This is a genomic window from Magnetococcales bacterium, assembly GCA_015231755.1.
Taxonomy (GTDB): Bacteria; Pseudomonadota; Magnetococcia; order Magnetococcales; family Magnetaquicoccaceae; genus Magnetaquiglobus.
Genome location: JADGAZ010000029.1, coordinates 1 through 19393 on the forward strand (window position 1 = coordinate 1; position 19393 = coordinate 19393).

The following is a 19393-nucleotide window of genomic DNA, read 5'->3' on the forward strand; positions in this document are numbered from 1 at the left end:
ATTCTGGGGCGCAGAAATTTTCCTTGCGCTCCGGGAGGGGTCCATATATGTCCCCAGATTCCTGGATGGTCACGTCAAGCCCTCAGCCAATGGTTGGATTCGGAACCACCATATCGGCCCCCAATTCTATCAAGAAACATGCGCGTTTCATCATCCAGACGTTCCTCGCGGATCAACGTATTCTGAATTTGTCTGGCAGCGATGATGTGGCCGACTTGGAAAGCCTCCGAAAACTGGTCCAAGACAGGTTGGATGGCTTCCGGACTAATTAAGGCAGGTAGTGCTTTCCTCACTTCGCTAGATGGAAGCAACAGTTCAGCGGCAAAAGCGTTCGCCCGTTTTTCCCAAAGGGCGTCCGTCCGTCTGCTCAGTACTTCTACTGCAGGCAAGGCATGTTTTGTGTCTACCAACAGGTGGGCGAGTTCGTGAGCCAACGTCGATCGTCGTCCCCACGGGTGCTTGGCGCGCAAGCCCCATCGGTTCAGCAGGATACCAGCCCGGTCATTTTCCCAGCGCGCGATGGCGTCCACTGAATCGGCCACCCGAGTGTTCGTGACGTTGATTCCCCAGTTGGTCAGGAGATTCTCGAGATCAACCGGCTGTGACTCCTTGATCTTGAGTTTATTTCTTAACCATTGGGCGAGTTGATAGCCCTGATCGTAGGGAAAGATGTTTTCCAGGCGGGCAAGCTTCTGTTCAGCCTGATCCCGCAACCGGGTGAAGACGGCGTCAAGTTGTGTCAAGCGTATGGATGCCACTCTTCGCAGAACCTTTTTTTGATCTGCTTCAAGCAGAACCGCACGTGTCATCCTGGCGGCGATTTGCAGTGGAGACGGCTGTTCAAGGGACGCGCCACCAAAATAGGCGACATAGTCATCATTGGCGGCTATGGCGCGGAGGCGGTTTATGGGTATGCCGGCATGCAAGCTAAGAATGTCATCATCTGAGAACTGGTTATTGGCAGATCTCCATGCCTCCAACACCTGCTGCCCACGTGTTGATTGCTCGGAAACGGCGCGGGCGATTTCATTCCCCAGTTCAGTCAATACCTTCATGGCCTCATGCAAAGGCATATGGGCGTCAACGGTTTCGGAAACGATCCGCAAGTCGTTCCCTTCTCGCATAAGGTAAATGTATGGTAAATGAACGCTTGGCATCCCCTCAGCCAAGTTATGCCGTTTGGAAAACGCCAGAATTTCTCGTTCATCCCTGGCGACTGTTTCGTCGGGCAGTTCCCCCCAACGGAGTTCGGATAGTGCTTTATCGATAAATTGATCGGGAGACTCGGGAAAATATCCGAGAGGAAAGGATTGTTCGGTCCATAGATACGGAAAGATCCTGGCTAGATGCAGAAGTAGGCTATCCCAGTATTCTTCGAACCCATGGACAACGCCATCGATCTCATCGCCCCAAACAATCGTCTTTCCAACAAGGATCGTCAATCTGCCCTTTCCTGAAAATTTGACCGTTCCTGACGATGCTGTTGGCAATTTATCGAAGCGGAACGCAATCGCACAATGATTACTCATGACTGTTTCCCCCTCGCCATCATCGCCTTTCGAAACTCACCAGAAAATTTATTATTTTTCCAAGTTACCGGCAACTTACTCTCCATCCAATCACGGAATTCCTTGTGATGCCCGGATGTTATTGCGCTTTTCATCAGGGAAGTCAGAACTTCTCTGGGGACTCGGCGTTTCCCCTCTTCCATTTCCGGAAAACCATGCCAGGAATCATCACTGGCCAGTGTCTGTTCTGCGCGATAGATCACGCCTTCATGGACATTATAGATTGCTTCCGGCGACTCCTTATCTGGATAAGGAACACCTTCGTTGAGCAATTGCTCTGCCAGACCCGGCTTGTTTGTGATCGTGGTGGGACACTTCCCTTTTATCCTCTTCCCAAACGATTCGAATCCGGCTTTGTCAGCTCCCCACTTATGATCTAACCGTTTCTCGCCACGATCATAATGTCTCATTTTTCCAACTCCTCGCTGTCCCGGAATTGCCGGCGGAATTCCCGGGCTCCCCCCAATTTCGGCGGTGAGATTTCCGGAACACGCACCCAAGCCAATCAAAACCACCTCTTACTTTGGCTAAAAACGGCTATGGCGTCAAGTACAACAATCTTTGATATGGAACAATCAGCCTCCCCGAAGTTGCCCCTTCGACGTCGGGTTCCTTCGATCCAGAAGCAGTGCGAAGGGAGGTCAAAATGGCTCTGAGGTCGGGGTGGGTGCAACCTGTTGATTTTATGGGCGAGGTCGGGGTCAAAGGGGCGTGAGGTCGGATGGGCCGAAGTCCTCGGCCACTGAGAAAGAGAGAGGGGTTGGGGCAGGTTTTGGCCTGGGTGGGCATGAGGCCGACCTCGTGGCGGACGCGTCACATTTTGACCGTCTCCGTAACCATTGAATTTATTAAGACTTTATATGCAAAAAGGGCCACCCTTGCAGGTAGCCCTTTTCAGATAACTTCTTGATATTCTTAAATTGGTGGAGCCAGACGGGATCGAACCGTCGACCTCTTGAATGCCATTCAAGCACTCTCCCAGCTGAGCTATGGCCCCGAATACAGACGCAAGAATAGTCCAATTTGGAGGTGCATGTCAAGCGGTTTGTGCAAAAAAATCGGCCTGGAGCGCAGATTTTGGGAGGGGGAAGAAAAAATGTAAAAAAAACTTGCCTTTGGGGCAGGCGAGTGGCAAAAGTGCGGATTGAACCGCTCTGGAAGCAGGCGGGCTGGATCGATCGATTGACTTCGAGGGATGTCGAGAAGCGCATGCTGAGGCAATTGACCATCGAAAATATCGCGCTCGTCGAAAGGCTGGATCTGACGTTCGAGCCGGGATTGACCATTCTCACCGGGGAGACCGGAGCGGGCAAGTCCATTGTGATCGATGCCCTGGCTCTGACCCTGGGGGCACGCGCCGACAGCGGGTTGATTCGCACCGGGTGCGATCATGCCATGGCCACGGCGCGCTTTTTGCTGCCGGAGCATCATCCCGCACGGGAGTGGCTGCGGGAACAAGAGCTGGACGGCGACGGGGATGAACTGTTCTTGCGCCGCACCCTGGCGGCCAACGGACGCAGCAAGGCCTTCATCAATGAAACCCCGGTTCCGGTCACCACCCTGGCCCAACTGGGGGATGGACTGGTGGACATTCACGGCCAGCACGACCATCAATCCCTGCTCAATCCCGCCAGTCACCTGACCATTCTGGATGCCTTCGCCCGTCACGAAGAGTTGACCCGGCTCACCATGACCCATGCCCAGACTTGGCACGCCCGGCACAAGGCGTTGGAAAGTCTGCGGCAGCGGGCGCGTGACGCCCTGCAACGCCGCGCCTTTCTGGCCCATCAACTCGATGAGATCGACGCCGCCGGACTTCAGCCCGGCGAATGGCAGGAACTGGAACAACGCCGGGGACGACTGGCCCACGCGGTACGGCTGGGGGAGTCGGCCCGGGCCAGCCAGGAGATGATCAGCGGGGAACATGGGGAGTCCGGGGATTCGGCCTCGCGACTGCTTTCTCACGCCGCCGGGGAGTTGGAAGACGCGGCCCGCCTGGATCCGGCGCTCACGTCCCTGGCGGAGCAACTGCGCTCTCTTCAATACGAAGTGGAAGACGCCGCGGAGCGCATTCGCCACTATGCCGACACCCTGGAAATCGATCCCGAACAGCTTGAAGAGCTGGAAGAACGTCTGGCCCTGATCCGCAATCTGGCCCGCAAACACCGCCGCACCGCCGACGAACTCCTGGAACTGGCCGAAACCTGGCGCGAGGAGCTGAGTTCCCTGGATCAGATCGATGACGACGAACAACGTCTGCTCTCCGCCATGGAGACAAGCCGGGCCGAATTCGACCAAAACGCCACCCTGTTGAGCGCCTCCCGCAAGCAGGCGGCTCTGCGGCTGACCCAGGAGACCGAAGGCCATCTGGCGCAACTGGGCATGACCGCCCGTTTCGCCACCGCGTTGCGACCGGTGCGGGGGGATCCGCGTCCCACCGGGCTGGAAGAAGCGGAGTTCCAGATCAGCGCCAATCCGGGGGAACCTCTGAAACCCCTCAAACAGGTGGCGTCGGGAGGAGAGATCGCCCGCATCATGCTGGCGCTCAAGACCACCCTGGCGGATGCGGTCACCATTCCCACCCTGATTTTCGACGAGGTGGATGTGGGAGTGGGAGGACGCACCGCCTCTGCCATCGGCGCCAAGCTGGCCCAGGTGGCCCGGCGGCGTCAAACCCTGGCGGTGACCCACTCCCCCCAGGTGGCCGCGTGGGGAGGACAACACTTCAAGGTGGCCAAATCCACCCACGACGCACGGGTGCGGGTAACGGTCATCCCCCTGGAAAACACCCAACGGATCGAAGAGTTGGCCCGCATGCTGGCCGGCGAGGAGATCACCGCCGCCGCCCGGGAAAACGCCATCACCCTGCTGCGTTCCGCCGTGCCGGAAGAGTCATGAACTTTTCATTGGCCGCAGCACCACGAATCGGATAAACTGTGATTCTGGATCGACCTCCGCAACGTCGATCCGGTCACGCCCACGATTCGTCACAACCCAAGCGGACGGCATGCACGGAGCCTTGGTCCATGAGTCAATCCGATTTCACCGCCGATACCCAGCTCGACTCCACCACCCGGAATCACCTCCAGGAGCCTCCTCTTTTCAAGGTGATTTTGCTCAACGACGATTTCACCCCCATGGAATTCGTCGTGGACACCTTGATGCAATTTTTCAACAAGTCCATCGAAGAGGCCACCCAGGTGATGTTGAATGTCCATCTGAAGGGCTTCGGGATTTGTGGTCTGTTCACCCGGGACATCGCCGAAACCAAAGTGATGCAGGTCAACCGTCACGCCCGCTTGCATCAGCATCCGCTGCAATGCCGGATGGAAAAAAATTGACAAGGCCATCGCGCCTTTTGTAACCGGTTACTCCCTGGAACCCCAGCGCAAACACGTGACCCCATGATCAGCAAACAACTGGAAATCTCGTTGAATCGCGCCATTCGTGTCGCCCATCAGCGCCGTCATCAATACGCCACCGTGGAACATCTGCTCCTCGCCCTGACGGAAAATCCGGAGGTCACCGAAGTCCTGTTGCAATGCGGCTGCAATCTGGGACAGCTCTCCCAGGATCTGGAAGGCCATCTGAAAGTTCATGTGCCCACGGTCTCCACCAACGACGACTCCCTGGAGATCACCCCCACGGTGGGATTTCAGCGGGTGATTCAGCGGGCGGTGTATCAGGTGCAGGCTTCGGGCCGGGAACTGGTGACCGGAGCCTATGTGCTGGTGGCGATTTTCGGGGAGCAGCAATCCCACGCGGTCCATTTTCTCAATCGGCAGAACATCAACCGTCTGGACGTGCAGGCGGCCATCGCCAACAGCATGGACAACTCCGGCACCGACGAATCCGCCCCGGAAGAACACGAAGAACAGGAACCGGAAAAACCACGCGCCAGCCCCACGGCCACTCCCGCCAAAAACGACGATCCCCTGGCTCTGTACGCCACCAATCTGACCCAACTGGCCAAAGAGGGCAAAATCGATCCGCTGATCGGTCGCAACGAAGAGTTGACCCGCACGTTCCAGATCCTGAGCCGACGCCGCAAGAACAATCCCCTGTATGTCGGAGATGCGGGCGTGGGCAAAACCCATCTGGCCGAAGGTCTGGCGTTGCGCATTGTTCAGGGGGAAGCCCCGGAACTGCTGGCCGACAGCGTGATTTTCTCATTGGACATGGGATCCCTGGTGGCGGGAACCAAATTTCGCGGAGATTTCGAGGCGCGGCTCAAAGGGGTGCTGCGCAAATTGCAGGAGACTCCCGGCGCGATTTTGTTCATCGACGAAATCCACACCGTCATCGGGGCCGGAGCCACCAGCGGCAGCACCATGGACGCCTCCAATCTGCTCAAGCCCCTGCTGGCCAACGGTCAATTGCGCTGCATCGGCTCCACCACCCATGAGGAGTTCCGGGGGGTGTTCGAGAAGGACAAAGCCCTGGCCAGACGTTTCCAGAAGGTGGAAGTCCCCGAACCTTCCCTGGAAGAGACCATCCTGATTCTCAAAGGACTCAAATCCCACTACGAGGCCCATCACGGCATTCGGTATTCGGCCCCGGCCATCCGGGTGGCGGCGGAGTTGTCGGGCCGTCACATCCACGACCGCAAACATCCGGATTCGGCCATCGACGTGCTGGACGAAGCCGGTGCCGCCGCCCGCATCGCCCCCGCCAGCCGACGCAAGAAAAACATCGGCGTGCGGGAAATCGAAGAGGTGGTGGCCCGCATCGCCCGCATTCCTTCCCGCACCGTCTCCCACGACGACCGGGAACTGCTGAAAAACCTGGAAAGCAATATACTGCTGAGTCTGTTCGGGCAGAATCGGGCGGTGGCCATGATCTGTCAGGCCATCAAGCTCTCCCGGGCCGGACTGGGCAATCCCCTCAAGCCCATCGGCGCCTTTCTGCTGGCCGGTCCCACCGGGGTGGGCAAAACCGAACTGGCCAAGCTCCTGGCCCGTGAACTGGCCGTGGAACTGATCCGCTTCGACATGAGCGAATACATGGAACGGCACACGGTTTCCCGGTTGATCGGCGCGCCTCCGGGATATGTGGGGTTCGAGCAGGCGGGACTGCTCACCGAAGCCGTCACCAAAAATCCCCATGCGGTGCTGCTGCTCGACGAGGTGGAAAAGGCCCATCCGGATGTCTTCAATCTGCTGCTGCAAGTGATGGATCACGGCAGCCTGACCGACAACAACGGACGCCGGGCCGATTTTCGCAACGTGATCCTGATTATGACCACCAATGCCGGCGCCCAGGATCTGGAACGGGGCTCCATGGGATTTGTCAGGCAGGATCATCTGGGAGACGACATGAAGGAGATCAAACGGCTCTTTTCTCCCGAATTCCGCAACCGTCTGGATGCCATTGTTCCCTTTGCCCACCTGGAACCCGAGGTGATCTTGCAGGTGACGGAAAAATTCCTCTCGGCGCTGGATCGGGATCTGGTGCAACAGCATGTCACCCTGACGGTGGATGAAGAGGGGCGTCACTGGCTGGCGGAACGGGGATATGACCGCAAAAACGGCGCCCGTCCCATGGAACGGCTCATCAAGGAGAAGATTCGTCAACCCTTGGCCGACGAACTGCTGTTCGGAAAATTGCGCCACGGTGGGAAGGTTTGGGTGCGGGTCGGAGAGGATAAACTGACCCTGGACATCGAGCCATCCGCCTCCCCTCACCGACCCGAATAAGACTGTGCTGCGTCAAAAAGGCTCCCGGGCCTGAACAAGGCCCGGGAGTAAAACTCAACAATTTTTCACAACTCCTCGAACCACTGACCGATATGAAGATCCGGTTTGGCGGTGGCTTCTATCCCACCGTCGATGGATCCCAAATAGGCGTCACGCAGTTCCGTGCTTTTCCCACTGATCTGAATCTCCTTGATCTTGGCCGTATCCATGCGACCAAGATTGAAGTGCAATTTCCCGGTACTGATATTGCATTCCGGATCCCCACTACCATCACAACGGATTTCGATGGCGCCATAACCGCCAGACCGATCACACCGCACAATGGTATTGCTCTTGGTCAGATCAATAGTGTTGACGCCACTGCCATAGTTCTTTCTCTCACCGCACTGAATGGTTCGGGTACCCATATATCTCCGATATCCATCCTTCTTGACCACGACATCCAATTTCAGATAGTCCCCCGGATCCGCCGGAACTTTGAATGTACCATGGAACCATACATCCTTGCCATCGTCCTCCGGCAGGCTCAACTGACTGCCATCATTGGCGGAGATGCTCTTGGTGGCATTGGTCGAACCAAAAGTGACCACACCGGTTACCTGATTGATCATGGACTTGGGAGACCAAGCGGCGTAGTTGTTGCCGGAGAAAAGATTGCCCACATTCTCGGGACCGGACTCACAACTGACCACCTGTTTCAGGGTGCGTTGTTTACCCGTACTGGTGTCCACCGCAGACACCATCCAGTAGTTGATGGAATCCTCGACACTCACCGCGCCACCGGTCTCACATTTGGCATCGTGATTGTTGTGATGGCGATGGAATGGACCATGACACATTTTCATATGGCTGCGCACACTGCGCCAATGCTCTTTCTTGTCGGCGTGCCGCCAGTGGTGATAACGATAATGGCTTCTGTAGGCAATCCAGGACAACCAACGACCATATTTGCCATGCCTGTCATACCAATACGAATAGTCGGTCGTGGCTTCATCGGTCTCGGTTTCCGCTTCGGTGACATCCGCATCATCCGGAATCATGGATGCCGGATAACACGCCGCATCCATGGGACAAAAAGTCAGTTTGAAACTCCCCATCTCTCCCAGGGACTGGGTGACCACGGTGGAGCCATCGGTGCCTTCGGCAGCGGCCCCGACGACTGCGCTCGGGTCACATTCCGCATCCTTGAACTGCTTGAGACCCACTTGAATGGCGGTCTCGGCCATGTTGAACGCCTTGTTGCCACTGGAAAACTCAGCGGCGACATCCACGCCGCTGACCTGCATTTTGGCCAGGGAACCGCCCATGGCGGTAACGCCGGCGAGTAGAATCATCGCGAGGACAACAAGGGCTCCCCGTTGTCGCGCCTGTGTGTTCATGATCATGTACTCCTTACATAAACGGCTGTTCTGAAAGGTAGCCTGAGTACGGAACCATCGGTGGTGGTGGCGGTCATGGTGAACGAAAAAGTCACCAGTCCTGGTGTCAATCCCCCTGTGCAAGGCGAGACCTGAAACCGTAAACTGTTGCTCTCCACGCTCGGCGCCAACAACCACTCGACGCCATCGCCATTGAAAGTCATATAAATGGCATTGGTGGCCGTGGCCCCCTGATTGACCAATATAATGCGCCCTTGATCGTTGGTGAATTGAAGCGTGCCAGCGCCCCCGGGCTGACTGATCCCGGTACAAGACGCGGCATTGCGGAGTTCCTTGCGCAGCCGTTGCAACACGACGCGGGCATTGCCGGCAAGGGGTTCGATGGCGCGGGCGGTCAGGTAAGCATTAAAGCTGTTGCTCATGCTCACGGTGCCGACACCGGCAACGATACTGATAATAATAAGAGTAATAACCATTTCGATCAGAGAGAACCCTGATGACCCATGATATTTCACTCCACCTGGATGACGAAAGCGGCACATCCCTGAAACTCCATTAGTTCAGAAGATCCGCACTGACCATTTGTTGTTTGAACAACACCCGACCCGAACCGTTCTCCATCACCGTCATGGTCAGGCATTTGAACGGCTCCCCATTGTATTCCATGCCAGTACAGGGATTCGGTTGTTTGCCGGGAATCATGCCTTCGATCTGGATGATCCGATCGAACCGCATCGTGCCACCGAGATCGATTCCGGTTTGCGAAGGAAAATTGGCCTCGGTCAGATTGGCGAAACCCGCTCCTTTGGCATAGGCGGCCGTGAGGGTTTCCACCATCTCCAACGCGAGATACTCGGCCTGCATGCCATCACTGAGGACATGCAGGTTCAACAGCACGGTATTGTACAGTGGCACGAGGCCGGCCATGGAGACCCCCGCGATCACGATGAAGAAAATCACCTCGATCAGGGTAAACCCCTGTGATGCGCGCTTGTGTTTCATGGCGAGTCCGCATCCTCCTTACAACCGCACCACGGCTCCGGTATTGCCATACACCCGGATGGTCAGAGTTTGGCCTTCCAGGGTGAGTTGCACATCCTGACTGACCGCTCCGGGATCACCCCGACCATTGAAGGTGATGAAAAACGACATGATTTGAACCCGGTCCAGCACCGTGGCCTGGGGATCGACCGCCGTGCCCGCGGCATCCTGAATCTGGTAGGAGTCAGCTGCCACGCTTCGGATGGTATAGTTGCCATCCTTGCCCATGGCCAACGCCTGGGCACGACGGATGTCGTTCACCAACTGGTCTGCCTTGGAGTAAAAGGACAAGTCTCCCTGCCACTTGGCTCCGGCATAGACGGCGATGATGCCCACAATGGACATCACCACCACCAGTTCAACCAACGTCAATCCTCTGGATGCCATCAAGCCACCTCCATGGTGGGACCGCGCCCAGGGACTGTTCACCCGGATCACCAACTCTTGCTGAGTTGCGCCTTGGCCGCCGTGGTTTCAGCCGACGCCACGGTGATGGTATAGGTGGTCCCATTGCCGGTATGGGTCAGGGTGGCGCCACTGGCAGCCCAGCCATCGACTGCCCCGCCATCCAACGCGGCCAGCAGGGTGGCGCCATTGGTGATCAAGGTGATACCCGCCTTGCCGGCCCGGGCCGCCGCGAAATTGGTGGCGGTGGCCGACTGGGCCGCTGCGTACACCCCATCCGCCGCCGCTTTTTCGGCTTCGCCGCTCAGGTCGGTAAACTTGGGCACGGCCACGGCGGCCAAAATGCCAAGGATCACGATCACCATGATCAGTTCGATCAGGGTGAAACCCGCTTGCCGGATCTGGTTCCGGCGTTCCGTTTGGAGGCTGTTCATCGTTTGGTACTCCCTTTCCTTGCCTGAAATGGACCCCAGGTCGCAACCCGGAGCGTAAAAGGTTCCCCGTCTCTCCTGTTCCCGCCGCGGCGGGGATTTTGGAGAGGATCGGGAACCGGATGATCGATAAAATGGGCTGGTTTGGATGTCACCAGCTTTTGGCAAGGACCGCCTTGCCGGTTTCGGACTCGCTCCGCACCACGGAAATAGTATAAACCATTCCGGATTGTCCGGTATAGGTCAATGCGTTGCCGGATCCGGCCCACCCCGCGAGGGTTCCCTCCATGGCGTTCAACAAGGTGGTTCCATCGGTGATCTGGCCTGCCCCGTTTCTTCCGGCCCGTACCGCCGCGAAATTGGTGCTGGTCGCCGACTGGGCCGCGGCGAAAATGCCATCCGCCGCCGATCGTTCCGCCTCGGCACTGAAATCGACGAACCGGGGAAACGCCATCGCCATCAGAATGCCCAGGATCGCCACCACCATGATCAACTCAATCAGAGTGAAGCCCCTCTGCCGGGAATCGCCTCCACGCTCCAGGAACCGGTTGTTCATACCCCCCCCGCCAGACGATAGAAACGCTTGTTAATATAGTCTACCCCACCCCCCGGAAAGTTTCACACTTTTTTTCCCAATCCCGGCCATTTTTTATACAAATCAGTTTGTTGAGTTATCGCAAGTCAAAAGGTTCCAGCCCAAACCGGGCCAAGGACATCAGTCAACATGCGCATCCACCAGTAGTCAGGCTGATTCCTGACAGGAAGCTCCATGCGCTGATTTTACGCCGTGTCAGGTGTTGGCTTTACAAAGGAATGCTTCCGATATTTTTCTTAAGCAAAGCCTGTATGCGCGGGCGTCCCGCTGCAGCAAGGTCGAAACCCAATCCATGCCGGTAAATTTCAGGAAGATAAAGACGTTCCTCACCCAACTGGATATTTTCCAAATCTTCGTAAACAACGCCGATTTCTTTTAGCGCTCTCAATATATCCGGTTCAAGCTGTGCTTCTGCCTGTTTGAATGGCACCTTAAGGCCACGAACATTATTCCTCTCCATCAATTCGGCCCATGTTCGCAGTGAGGCAATCTCCTTCCGGGCTTCATCAACTTTTTCCTGGCTACATTTGGGAATCGCCCTGCGCATGGACTCTGGTGAAAGGCTACGATCGCTACGATCAGGCCATGGATTCCGCGCTGACTCCAGTGCGGCTGAAAACCTTAAAAATCTAACTAGATCACGGGCTTGCACTTTGCCCTGCAAGTCACACAAGGCAGAATATACCCATCGGGCAGAATAGGCTTCCTTTGATTTGTCACTGCCAAGCTTTTTTCCCCAGAGAGTCTGCAGTTTATTTTTTAATGGCTCAATGCCCAGGGATTCCGACTCCGGGTCTGCACTGATGATTCCAGCCTGACAACTGAGCATGAAAGCCAATCGCAAGAAGCTTTCTGGATTCCATTGCAAGCGGTAAGGTTCAAAGCGTTGCAGCAATTGACCCAGGTTCTGCCGAACCGTGTCTTGCACATAATCCATACGCACAAAGATCATGGCGCCTATATGCCGATTATCCAATTCGCTGATGCGGTCAGTCAAGCTCAGCAGACCATTGATGGCCTTAACCGCATGGCTGTTTGCGGTATCTTGAAACGCATCTTCAATGCCATCGAATACAAGAATAACGCGCCTAGCGTGTGTGGCCAAAACCCGGTTCAGTTCGTGCAATCCGCCATCATCGACCCCCAATTGACTTGTGATCAGATGATCCCAAAAATATTCCCAGGATTCTGGGGGGTTGGCAAGTGCCTTGTCGATAGAATCAGACAAGGACGAATATCTCCTCAAAGAACCCGGATCACCACCGATGAGAGAGATGACCTGATTCTGTGATTTCTTGATCTCGCCCTGTGGCTTGTCTGGGATATTCTTGGACCAAAGAACAGGAAAAATGGCCGCATCCACTGTTTCATCGTTCTTGAACCCAATCTTTTCTAAAAATATTGGCCATGCGCCTGCCTTGACCAACTGTCGATAAGTAAAAGTCTTGCCTGCACCTTTGGCGCCAATCATCAGAAGGTTCGGCAATTCCTTTGTGTAGTGTTTCCCGAGATTCAATAATGGTTCTATGGCAAGAATACTGACAGAATCATCTCCTTCTGCAAACTGCGCATCCTTGCAGATTTTTTCCAGATTTTCTAATGAGGTTCTTCGTGATAAAGCCTTCGGGCTTTCAATTTTTACTTGGGCTGTTGTCGCCACCGGCATCGATGCCAAGTACAAGGTGCTGACCCACTCGCTGGCACTGGCGAATAATCGAATGGAGTGCGGCAACTCCTGCAGCGCCTCCTGAACCGAACCAATGGACATCAGGGGATTTAGAAAGTCGGCTTCCAACCATTGCAAACCCTGCGTCAAAACATCGTCTGCGGGATAAACCTCGTCAAGCACTTGCATGGCCTGCTCATAATGGTCAGCCTCGCGCAGTTCCTTGGTCAGCAGGCTCAAAACAACGGCAGGACGCGCATTGTCTCGCTGCTCAACCGGCAATCGACGGTTGAAACCATACAAACAGCGCAACATTTCCCTCGTACCCTGCACCGACTGTGGTGCCACGGTACTCACAAAAAAATGGTCCACGCGTGGATCAAATAAAATTGGGCTGGACAGTTCGCTCAAACCGGCACGCAAATCGATGAACACGGCATCAACACCCAAACGGGATCCCAATTCGTGCAAATGATCCGACAATTGCCACGGATTATCCGGATTGCGCGCCAAGTGTTCGGGTGTCACCGACATATCCTGGATGTCGGTCAATTTCAACGCGACGGGCAAGATGAACAACTGTCGCTGCATGCCCGCAACAGTCAATGAGGTTTTCCGCAATTCATCGGCGAAGAAATCCAGGGTGGCCTTCACATCCGTTGGAGGGTAGTGCAAAGCCTCCAACAATTGTACAAAGGAGACTGAGGGCCGATTCCCCTCGTTCAACCAAAAACTGATTCCGGGTGCTTCCAGATCTGCATCCACCACCAAGATTCTTTTGGGTCCGGCAATGGGAGATTGCATGCAGGCCGCCACATAGGTCATCAACGCGGTTGTTCGGCCCACTCCCCCCTTAAAAGAATGAAAGGACACCAAACCAGGAGCGGTCGACCACGGACTTGGGAAAAATTCCGGACTGATTGGCTGCACAGGAGTTACGCTCATATCAGCCTGTTCTGGTTCGACTGGTGGCAGGTAGGTCACATCCTGCCATAACGGGTAACTCCTCCCTGTGACGGTCGCATGATTCTCCGCCTCCTGTATGCACAACACTGGATAACTGGCTTCTCCAATACGTAGATGAATGATCTGTTTCGCACGGTCAAAGGCACGTCCGAAAAGACCAGCCAGCCACTCGTCCACTTGATCTCTCTCATTAAAATGACGAATCTCCATGCCATCTGCAAAACAATCAATCGTCAACACCCCATCGGGTAATTGCCGCCACAAGGCGGTGCGTTGCTTGAGATACCGTTCCACGTCAAGCCAAGTCAGCAGTCGCCCGGCTACAGAGCTTTGCGTCATTTGAGTTCTCCTTGAATCCACTCCAAAACCTTCAACAATTTGGCCTCACACTCCAGGTCAGTGGGCGCACGGCACTCACCACCATAGCGCCATGCCTGGTGCAGGATGGTGATATCTCCCTGGCGTGGCGTGCGCCCGCTATCCACAGGTTGGAGTTGCAAGTCCCTTGGCAGAGAAATCCGGTTGTCAACCCTCAATTTTGTGAGAAGGCGTCGCAGATCATGTCCTGTCTCTGTGATGGCCTTCTGATCAAACAGAGTGCAATTCTGACGTTTGAGCCAAACAACTTTCAGCCCGCACTCTACGGCGTAAAATAGCAGCAAGCGGTGTGGATTCTTGCGCTCGCCAGCAGTGGCAGGATTGACAATGGATGACAGTTCCCGCCAAGCTTTCTTCAACTCACGGTCGGTAAAAGGAATGGTACTCATATCAAACACTCCACTGCTGCCTTGCTTCTGGGCAAGCTGATACCTTGTGAACAACAATAAAAAAATAAATTCATTCGATTGGTCAATCAGATTTCCAAGACATGAGCATGACCACCCACCTCATCCAACCATCACCATCCCCGGGCGCGGACCAGAAGCCTCAACAGGGAAAACAGCGAATAGCCCCCACCCGCCACCAGCAGCACCGCAAACAGCCGTGGCCGGTTGCGAATGGTATTCAACAGGGACTTCCGCCACTGTTCCACGGTCACGGGACGATTGGCCCAGCTTTCAAATCCCTTCAATCCACTAGGGCGGATGAGAATCAATAATCCGGCGGCCAAAGTGAAGAAATTCCCCAACGCCACAAATACCAACAGGCTCTCCCAAAGCCACGCCTCGACACTTCGGGAGGCGCCCCCCAGTTCCACCAGGGCGATCATGCGCCGGGCATACCCCCCCAACGCCACCAGGGTGGCAAACGATCCGACCACGATCCCGCCGCCGAACCAGCGGTGATGACGATAGACAAACCGCTCCACCCGCACCGGACGGGAGAGATGCCGCAAGGCGTCGGCGGCGGGACGCTCCAGCACCCCGTTGGCATCGGGGTTCAAAAACAGCCACGCTCCGAGCACCAATCCGGCCAGAGAGCCGATCACCGCCAGTATCAACAACACGGACAAGAGCAGAGGGGCGACGGCCATGGGATTTAATGTTTCGCCTTGCCCATGGCGGCGGAACTCATGTCCCACATGGGCATGAAGATTCCCAAAGCCAGCACCAGCACCATGGCGCCGATGACCGTCAACAAGATCGGCTCGATGGCGGAACTCAACCCCTTGACCTCGTACTCCACCTCCCGTTCATAAAACTCGGCCACCTCGGCCATCATCTCGTCGATGCCTCCGGTCTCTTCCCCCACGGCCATCATCTGCAGGACCAAAGGGGTGAACATGTTGCTGTTGTAGGCGGCCTGGGTAAGGCTTTCCCCCCGTTCGATCCCCTCCCGCATACCGACGATGCGGGCGGCCATATAGGCATTGTCCACCGCCTCCTCCACCGCCGACAGGATCTGGATCACCGGCAATCCCGCCTTGGAACCCATGGAAAAAGCACGGGAATAACGGGCCAGGGTGGCCCGGTTGATGATCGAGCCGACAATGGGCAACCTCAAGCGGACCTGATCCCACCACAGACGGCCCGGAATGGTCTTGATGTAAGCCAAAAAGCTGTAAACCCCGATCCCGACAGAGATCACGATGTAAAGCGCGTATTTTTTCACGAAAGCCGAAGTGCCCAGCAGGATCTTGGTGGCCGCGGGCAAATCCGCGCCCATTTTGCCGAACATGCCCGCGAAGGAGGGAATCACGAAATAGTTGACGATGAACATGGCCACCACAATGGCGATCACCACGAAGGTGGGATACCGCAAGGCGCTCTTGATCTGGCGGCGGGTGTTTTTGTCCACCTCCATGTATTGATAAAGCTGCTTGAAGGATTCGTCCATGCGTCCCGTCTCCTCGCCCATGCGGATGATGCGCACGAAAAGACGGTCAAAAATCTTGGGATGCTCGGCCAGGGCGACGGACAGCTCCTTGCCCGCCTGCAAATCCTCGATGATGCGCACCATGGCCTGTTTGAGCCGCTTGTTGTGGGTGCTTTCCACCAGCCCCTGAAACGACCGCACCAGGGAGACACCGGATTTGGTCAGGGTATACATCTGCCGGGCGAACAGAATGCGATCATCATCGGTAGGCCATTCGATCAGGAATTCCAGCTCGATGTCGCCGCTTCCGGACCGGACCTCTTCCACCTCCAACGGCTCGATCCGACGATTGAAGAGCTGTTCCGCCACCGCCTCGGCATCGGAAGCGCTGATCACCCCATCCACCGGCTTGCCTTCACTGCGACCGGTATACCGAAACATGGGCATGCATCAAGACTCCTTGTCGGCAGAGGTATCGGGGGTGACGCTCTCCTCCTCCTCCGGATCCACGGGTTGCTCCTCCTCCACATCGCTGACCAGACGCATCACCTCTTCCAGGGTGGTGATGCCCTGCAACGCGTATTCCAGCGCCGCCTTGTGCAACGGAATGAACCCGGTCTGCAATTCGGCCTGCCGCATGAAAGCCGCCGCATCCTTGTTGCGCAGGGCCTCGGCCAGATTGGTACGCATTTCCAGCAGTTCCACCACCGCGACCCGGCCCCGGTAGCCGCTGCGGTTGCACTGGGGACACCCCCGGCCCCGACTCAGCCGCGCTCCTGTCGCCCGGGGGCCGAGCAATCCTTGCAACAGGATCCGCTCCCCCGGATCCGGTTCCACGGTTTCGCTGCAATCCTGACAGACGCGACGCACCAACCGTTGGGCCAGGATGCATTTCAAGGCGGAAGCCACCGCATAGCCTTCAACCCCCATCTCCACCAGTCGGATGGCGGTGGCCACGGCGCTGTTGGTATGCAGGGTGGAAAGCACCAGATGCCCCGTCAGGGCGGCGCGAATGGCGATTTCGGCGGTCTCCTGGTCGCGCATCTCACCCACCAGCACGATATCCGGATCCTGCCGCAGCACGGTGCGCAACACCTTGGCGAACGTCAGGCCGATGCGGGAACGCACCTGTACCTGATTGATGCGGGGCAGACGATATTCCACCGGATCTTCCACGGTGATGATTTTTTTGCCCGGGGAGTTCAAGGCGTTCAGGGCGCCGTAGAGGGTGGTGGTCTTGCCGCTTCCGGTGGGGCCGGTCACCAGGATCAATCCATGGGGTCGGCTGAGCCAATAACGGAACCGGGTCAACAGGGTCTGGTCCATGCCCACCGTGTCCAGATTGAGATTGTCCGCCGATTGATCCAGCAGACGCATCACCACGGACTCTCCATCCTGGATCGGCAGCGTGGAAAGACGAACATCCACGCTCTTGCCTTTGACGGTAATGTTGAAACGTCCATCCTGGGGCAAGCGCTTCTCGGCGATTTCCAGGTTGGCCATGAGCTTGAGTTTGGAAACCAGCGCGGGAGCGATCTTTTTTTCGTTGACGATCTGTTCGTTCAACACCCCGTCGATGCGTTGACGAATGCGCAACACCTCGGCATCGGGTTCGATGTGAATGTCCGAGGCGTTCATGCGCATGGCGTCTTCGAACAACGATTGCAGAATCCTGACCACCGGAGCATCCACGGCCATTTCGGACTGGACGATGCCATCCAGGTCGAACTCCGATTTGCCGACCTCCTCCTCCAGGGCCACCACCTGCTCGCGGATACTGCCCTCGCTGCGGTAGACCAAATCCAAGGCGCGCAGCAACTGGCTTTCCCCCACCAGTGCCACACGGGGGGTCTGACCCAGCATGCGGGCCAATTCGTCGAACACGAAAATATCGGTGGGATCCGCCATGCCCACCAGCAGCCCTTCCCCGTCACGGGACAACACCACGGCGCGAAAACGACGGGCCGTGGTCTCGGGCAGCAATTTCACCAACTCCGGGACAAACGAAAACTTCTTGAAATCCACATAGGGAATGTGCAACTGGGCGGCAAGGAACTCCAGAAAGGCGGTCTCGCTCAAAATGCCCAACTGGGCGAGGCTCTGACCCAGTTTCTTGCCTGATTTTTTCTGTTCCGCCAGGGCGGCCAACAACTGTTCGGCGGAGATGATCCCCGCCTCCACCAGTTTGTCACCGATGCGCAATTTCTGGCGTTGCCGGTTCAAAAAATTCTGCAACGCCTGCTCGGTGACCAATCCCAAATGGACCAGCGCCTCCCCCAGTTTGGCCCCGGTCCGGTCCTGATGGGCCAAGGCCTGACGCAACTGCTCGGCGGAGATCAACCCGGTTTCGACCAGGAGATCCCCCAGACGGAGTTTATTGGGGGGAGGTGGGGCCATGTCTTACAGTTTTTCAATCCTCTTGCGCACGAAGCTTTGCAACTTATGGTTGAGATCGCCACTGGCCAGGGCTTTTTTGTAGGCCCGCATGGCTTCGTTGTTCTCTTCCACCTTTTCCAAGGAGATGGCCATGCCCATCTGCCACAGTCCTTTGTTAGGATACTTCTTCAGCAGCGCCTCGTACAGGTCTATCGCCTGCCAATGTTCCTCGCGCCGTTGATACAAGGCCGCCAGGAAAGCCGCCAGGTTGGGATCCTCGTCGGCCAATGAGGTATCACCCCGGCCTCCGGCGGCCTGACGCAACATCTCCAGGGCCTTGTCCCCCCGATTGGTCTCGACCATGATCCGCGCCATGCGCCGCACCGCCCCCTTGTGACCCGGATCGGACTTGATCACCTGTTGCAGCAGCGCCTCTTCTCCCTCCCGGTCGCCGGCATCCTTCTTTTCCAAAGCCTGCTGATAGGTCCGCTCCACCCATCCGGCCTGATCCGCCGCGGCCTTGGAGCTATCCCGCCGGTTGGCGTCACCGGAAGCGGTCGGGCCGCGGGGCTTTTCGGTGGAACCCTTGGAGTCCGCACCGTTGGGCGCCGGGGGAAACGCCTTCGGTTCCGCCGGAGGTGTGCCGGGGGTTTTCAATTCCGCCTGCCGCTGAGAACGGAATTCACTCTCCGACCACGCCGACGGTTCCGGCAGCACATCCTTGGCAGTCTGCACCCCGACCACACTCGGCTGCAACGAGGCAATCCTCCTGGCCCCCATGACCCGATCCCCGGCCATGGACTCCTCGACCACCCCCACTCCCTTGACCCCCGGATCCTGACGACTGGGTGGCGACAACGGCGGATATTCCGCCTCGAATTCGGCCCGGGTCGGAACTGGCCCCCCGGTGGTGGTGGCAAGGTCCGATCGGCCCATCCCTTCCGACGCCTGTGGTTTGTTGCTCTCCGCCTTGAACTCGGGCTTCGGCTCCGGTTTGCTCTCCGCCTTGAACTC

17 protein-coding genes and 1 tRNA gene are annotated in these 19393 nt (G+C 56.8%); 3 read left to right on the plus strand and 15 right to left on the minus strand.

Features of this window, described 5'->3' with window-relative positions; genetic code table 11:
- Positions 1-74 precede the first annotated feature (74 nt).
- The 3 genes from HQL98_15155 to HQL98_15165 form a co-directional block, all read right to left on the minus strand.
- Positions 75-1529: an ImmA/IrrE family metallo-endopeptidase gene (locus tag HQL98_15155; protein ID MBF0273386.1), complete on the minus strand. Its 1455-nt coding sequence runs from the start codon at positions 1527-1529 to the stop codon at positions 75-77.
- Positions 1526-1978 (minus strand): hypothetical protein, encoded by a 453-nt coding sequence (locus HQL98_15160; protein MBF0273387.1) that lies wholly within the window; start codon positions 1976-1978, stop codon positions 1526-1528. The genes HQL98_15155 and HQL98_15160 overlap by 4 nt, the downstream gene beginning before the upstream one ends.
- Positions 1979-2489: 511 nt before the next feature.
- Positions 2490-2565, minus strand: a tRNA-Ala gene (locus HQL98_15165).
- Positions 2566-2777: 212 nt separating this feature from the next.
- Here HQL98_15165 and recN point away from each other — a divergent pair.
- From recN to clpA, 3 genes are all read left to right on the plus strand, one after another.
- Positions 2778-4466: a DNA repair protein RecN gene (gene recN / locus HQL98_15170; protein ID MBF0273388.1), complete on the plus strand. Its 1689-nt coding sequence runs from the start codon at positions 2778-2780 to the stop codon at positions 4464-4466.
- A gap of 128 nt (positions 4467-4594) precedes the next feature.
- Positions 4595-4909 carry an ATP-dependent Clp protease adapter ClpS gene (gene clpS, locus HQL98_15175; protein ID MBF0273389.1) on the plus strand — a complete coding sequence of 105 codons (315 nt, stop codon included), beginning with the start codon at positions 4595-4597 and terminating at the stop codon, positions 4907-4909.
- 63 nt (positions 4910-4972) lie between these two features.
- Positions 4973-7264 carry an ATP-dependent Clp protease ATP-binding subunit ClpA gene (gene clpA / locus HQL98_15180; protein MBF0273390.1) on the plus strand — a complete coding sequence of 764 codons (2292 nt, stop codon included), beginning with the start codon at positions 4973-4975 and terminating at the stop codon, positions 7262-7264.
- Positions 7265-7329: 65 nt separating this feature from the next.
- Here the strand turns inward: clpA and HQL98_15185 are convergent, their stop codons facing one another.
- From HQL98_15185 to HQL98_15240, 12 genes are all read right to left on the minus strand, one after another.
- A complete protein-coding gene (locus tag HQL98_15185) occupies positions 7330-8643 on the minus strand; it encodes a hypothetical protein (protein ID MBF0273391.1) in 1314 nt (437 codons plus the stop codon).
- A 2-nt stretch (positions 8644-8645) separates the two neighbouring features.
- Positions 8646-9185 (minus strand): type II secretion system protein, encoded by a 540-nt coding sequence (locus tag HQL98_15190; GenBank protein MBF0273392.1) that lies wholly within the window; start codon positions 9183-9185, stop codon positions 8646-8648.
- A gap of 13 nt (positions 9186-9198) precedes the next feature.
- A complete protein-coding gene (locus HQL98_15195; GenBank protein ID MBF0273393.1) occupies positions 9199-9645 on the minus strand; it encodes a type II secretion system protein in 447 nt (148 codons plus the stop codon).
- Between the two features lie 18 nt (positions 9646-9663).
- Entirely contained in the window at positions 9664-10071 is a 408-nt protein-coding gene (locus HQL98_15200) for a prepilin-type N-terminal cleavage/methylation domain-containing protein (protein MBF0273394.1), read from the minus strand.
- A 47-nt stretch (positions 10072-10118) separates the two neighbouring features.
- Complete coding sequence (locus tag HQL98_15205; GenBank protein ID MBF0273395.1) at positions 10119-10523, minus strand: prepilin-type N-terminal cleavage/methylation domain-containing protein; 405 nt, start codon at positions 10521-10523, stop codon at positions 10119-10121.
- Positions 10524-10671: 148 nt separating this feature from the next.
- Entirely contained in the window at positions 10672-11076 is a 405-nt protein-coding gene (locus HQL98_15210) for a type II secretion system protein (protein ID MBF0273396.1), read from the minus strand.
- A gap of 247 nt (positions 11077-11323) precedes the next feature.
- Complete coding sequence (locus HQL98_15215) at positions 11324-14086, minus strand: ParA family protein (GenBank protein ID MBF0273397.1); 2763 nt, start codon at positions 14084-14086, stop codon at positions 11324-11326.
- Positions 14083-14514 carry a hypothetical protein gene (locus HQL98_15220; GenBank protein MBF0273398.1) on the minus strand — a complete coding sequence of 144 codons (432 nt, stop codon included), beginning with the start codon at positions 14512-14514 and terminating at the stop codon, positions 14083-14085. Before HQL98_15220 ends, HQL98_15215 begins: the two co-directional genes overlap by 4 nt.
- A gap of 131 nt (positions 14515-14645) precedes the next feature.
- Positions 14646-15221: a hypothetical protein gene (locus HQL98_15225; protein MBF0273399.1), complete on the minus strand. Its 576-nt coding sequence runs from the start codon at positions 15219-15221 to the stop codon at positions 14646-14648.
- A 5-nt stretch (positions 15222-15226) separates the two neighbouring features.
- On the minus strand, positions 15227-16450 hold the full coding sequence (locus HQL98_15230; GenBank protein MBF0273400.1) for a type II secretion system F family protein: 1224 nt from the start codon (positions 16448-16450) through the stop codon (positions 15227-15229).
- A gap of 3 nt (positions 16451-16453) precedes the next feature.
- The gene (gene tadA / locus HQL98_15235; GenBank protein ID MBF0273401.1) at positions 16454-18400 is read right to left on the minus strand and encodes a Flp pilus assembly complex ATPase component TadA; all 1947 of its coding nucleotides are present in this window, start codon (positions 18398-18400) and stop codon (positions 16454-16456) included.
- 3 nt (positions 18401-18403) lie between these two features.
- Positions 18404-19393, minus strand: a 990-nt coding sequence (locus tag HQL98_15240) for a tetratricopeptide repeat protein (protein ID MBF0273402.1), incomplete at its 5' end; no start/stop codon positions are given.

Coding starts and splice junctions, on each gene's coding strand:
- HQL98_15205 (MBF0273395.1), bottom strand. CDS start 10,523: ATGAACAGCCTCCAAACGGAACGCCGGAACCAGATCCGGCAAGCGGGT.
- HQL98_15220 (MBF0273398.1), bottom strand. CDS start 14,514: ATGAGTACCATTCCTTTTACCGACCGTGAGTTGAAGAAAGCTTGGCGG.
- HQL98_15210 (MBF0273396.1), bottom strand. CDS start 11,076: ATGAACAACCGGTTCCTGGAGCGTGGAGGCGATTCCCGGCAGAGGGGC.
- HQL98_15200 (MBF0273394.1), bottom strand. CDS start 10,071: ATGGCATCCAGAGGATTGACGTTGGTTGAACTGGTGGTGGTGATGTCC.
- HQL98_15225 (MBF0273399.1), bottom strand. CDS start 15,221: ATGGCCGTCGCCCCTCTGCTCTTGTCCGTGTTGTTGATACTGGCGGTG.
- HQL98_15215 (MBF0273397.1), bottom strand. CDS start 14,086: ATGACGCAAAGCTCTGTAGCCGGGCGACTGCTGACTTGGCTTGACGTG.
- HQL98_15155 (MBF0273386.1), bottom strand. CDS start 1,529: ATGAGTAATCATTGTGCGATTGCGTTCCGCTTCGATAAATTGCCAACA.
- tadA (MBF0273401.1), bottom strand. CDS start 18,400: ATGGCCCCACCTCCCCCCAATAAACTCCGTCTGGGGGATCTCCTGGTC.
- clpS (MBF0273389.1), top strand. CDS start 4,595: ATGAGTCAATCCGATTTCACCGCCGATACCCAGCTCGACTCCACCACC.
- HQL98_15195 (MBF0273393.1), bottom strand. CDS start 9,645: ATGAAACACAAGCGCGCATCACAGGGGTTTACCCTGATCGAGGTGATT.
- HQL98_15185 (MBF0273391.1), bottom strand. CDS start 8,643: ATGAACACACAGGCGCGACAACGGGGAGCCCTTGTTGTCCTCGCGATG.
- HQL98_15230 (MBF0273400.1), bottom strand. CDS start 16,450: ATGCCCATGTTTCGGTATACCGGTCGCAGTGAAGGCAAGCCGGTGGAT.
- clpA (MBF0273390.1), top strand. CDS start 4,973: ATGATCAGCAAACAACTGGAAATCTCGTTGAATCGCGCCATTCGTGTC.
- HQL98_15190 (MBF0273392.1), bottom strand. CDS start 9,185: ATGTGCCGCTTTCGTCATCCAGGTGGAGTGAAATATCATGGGTCATCA.
- recN (MBF0273388.1), top strand. CDS start 2,778: ATGCTGAGGCAATTGACCATCGAAAATATCGCGCTCGTCGAAAGGCTG.
- HQL98_15160 (MBF0273387.1), bottom strand. CDS start 1,978: ATGAGACATTATGATCGTGGCGAGAAACGGTTAGATCATAAGTGGGGA.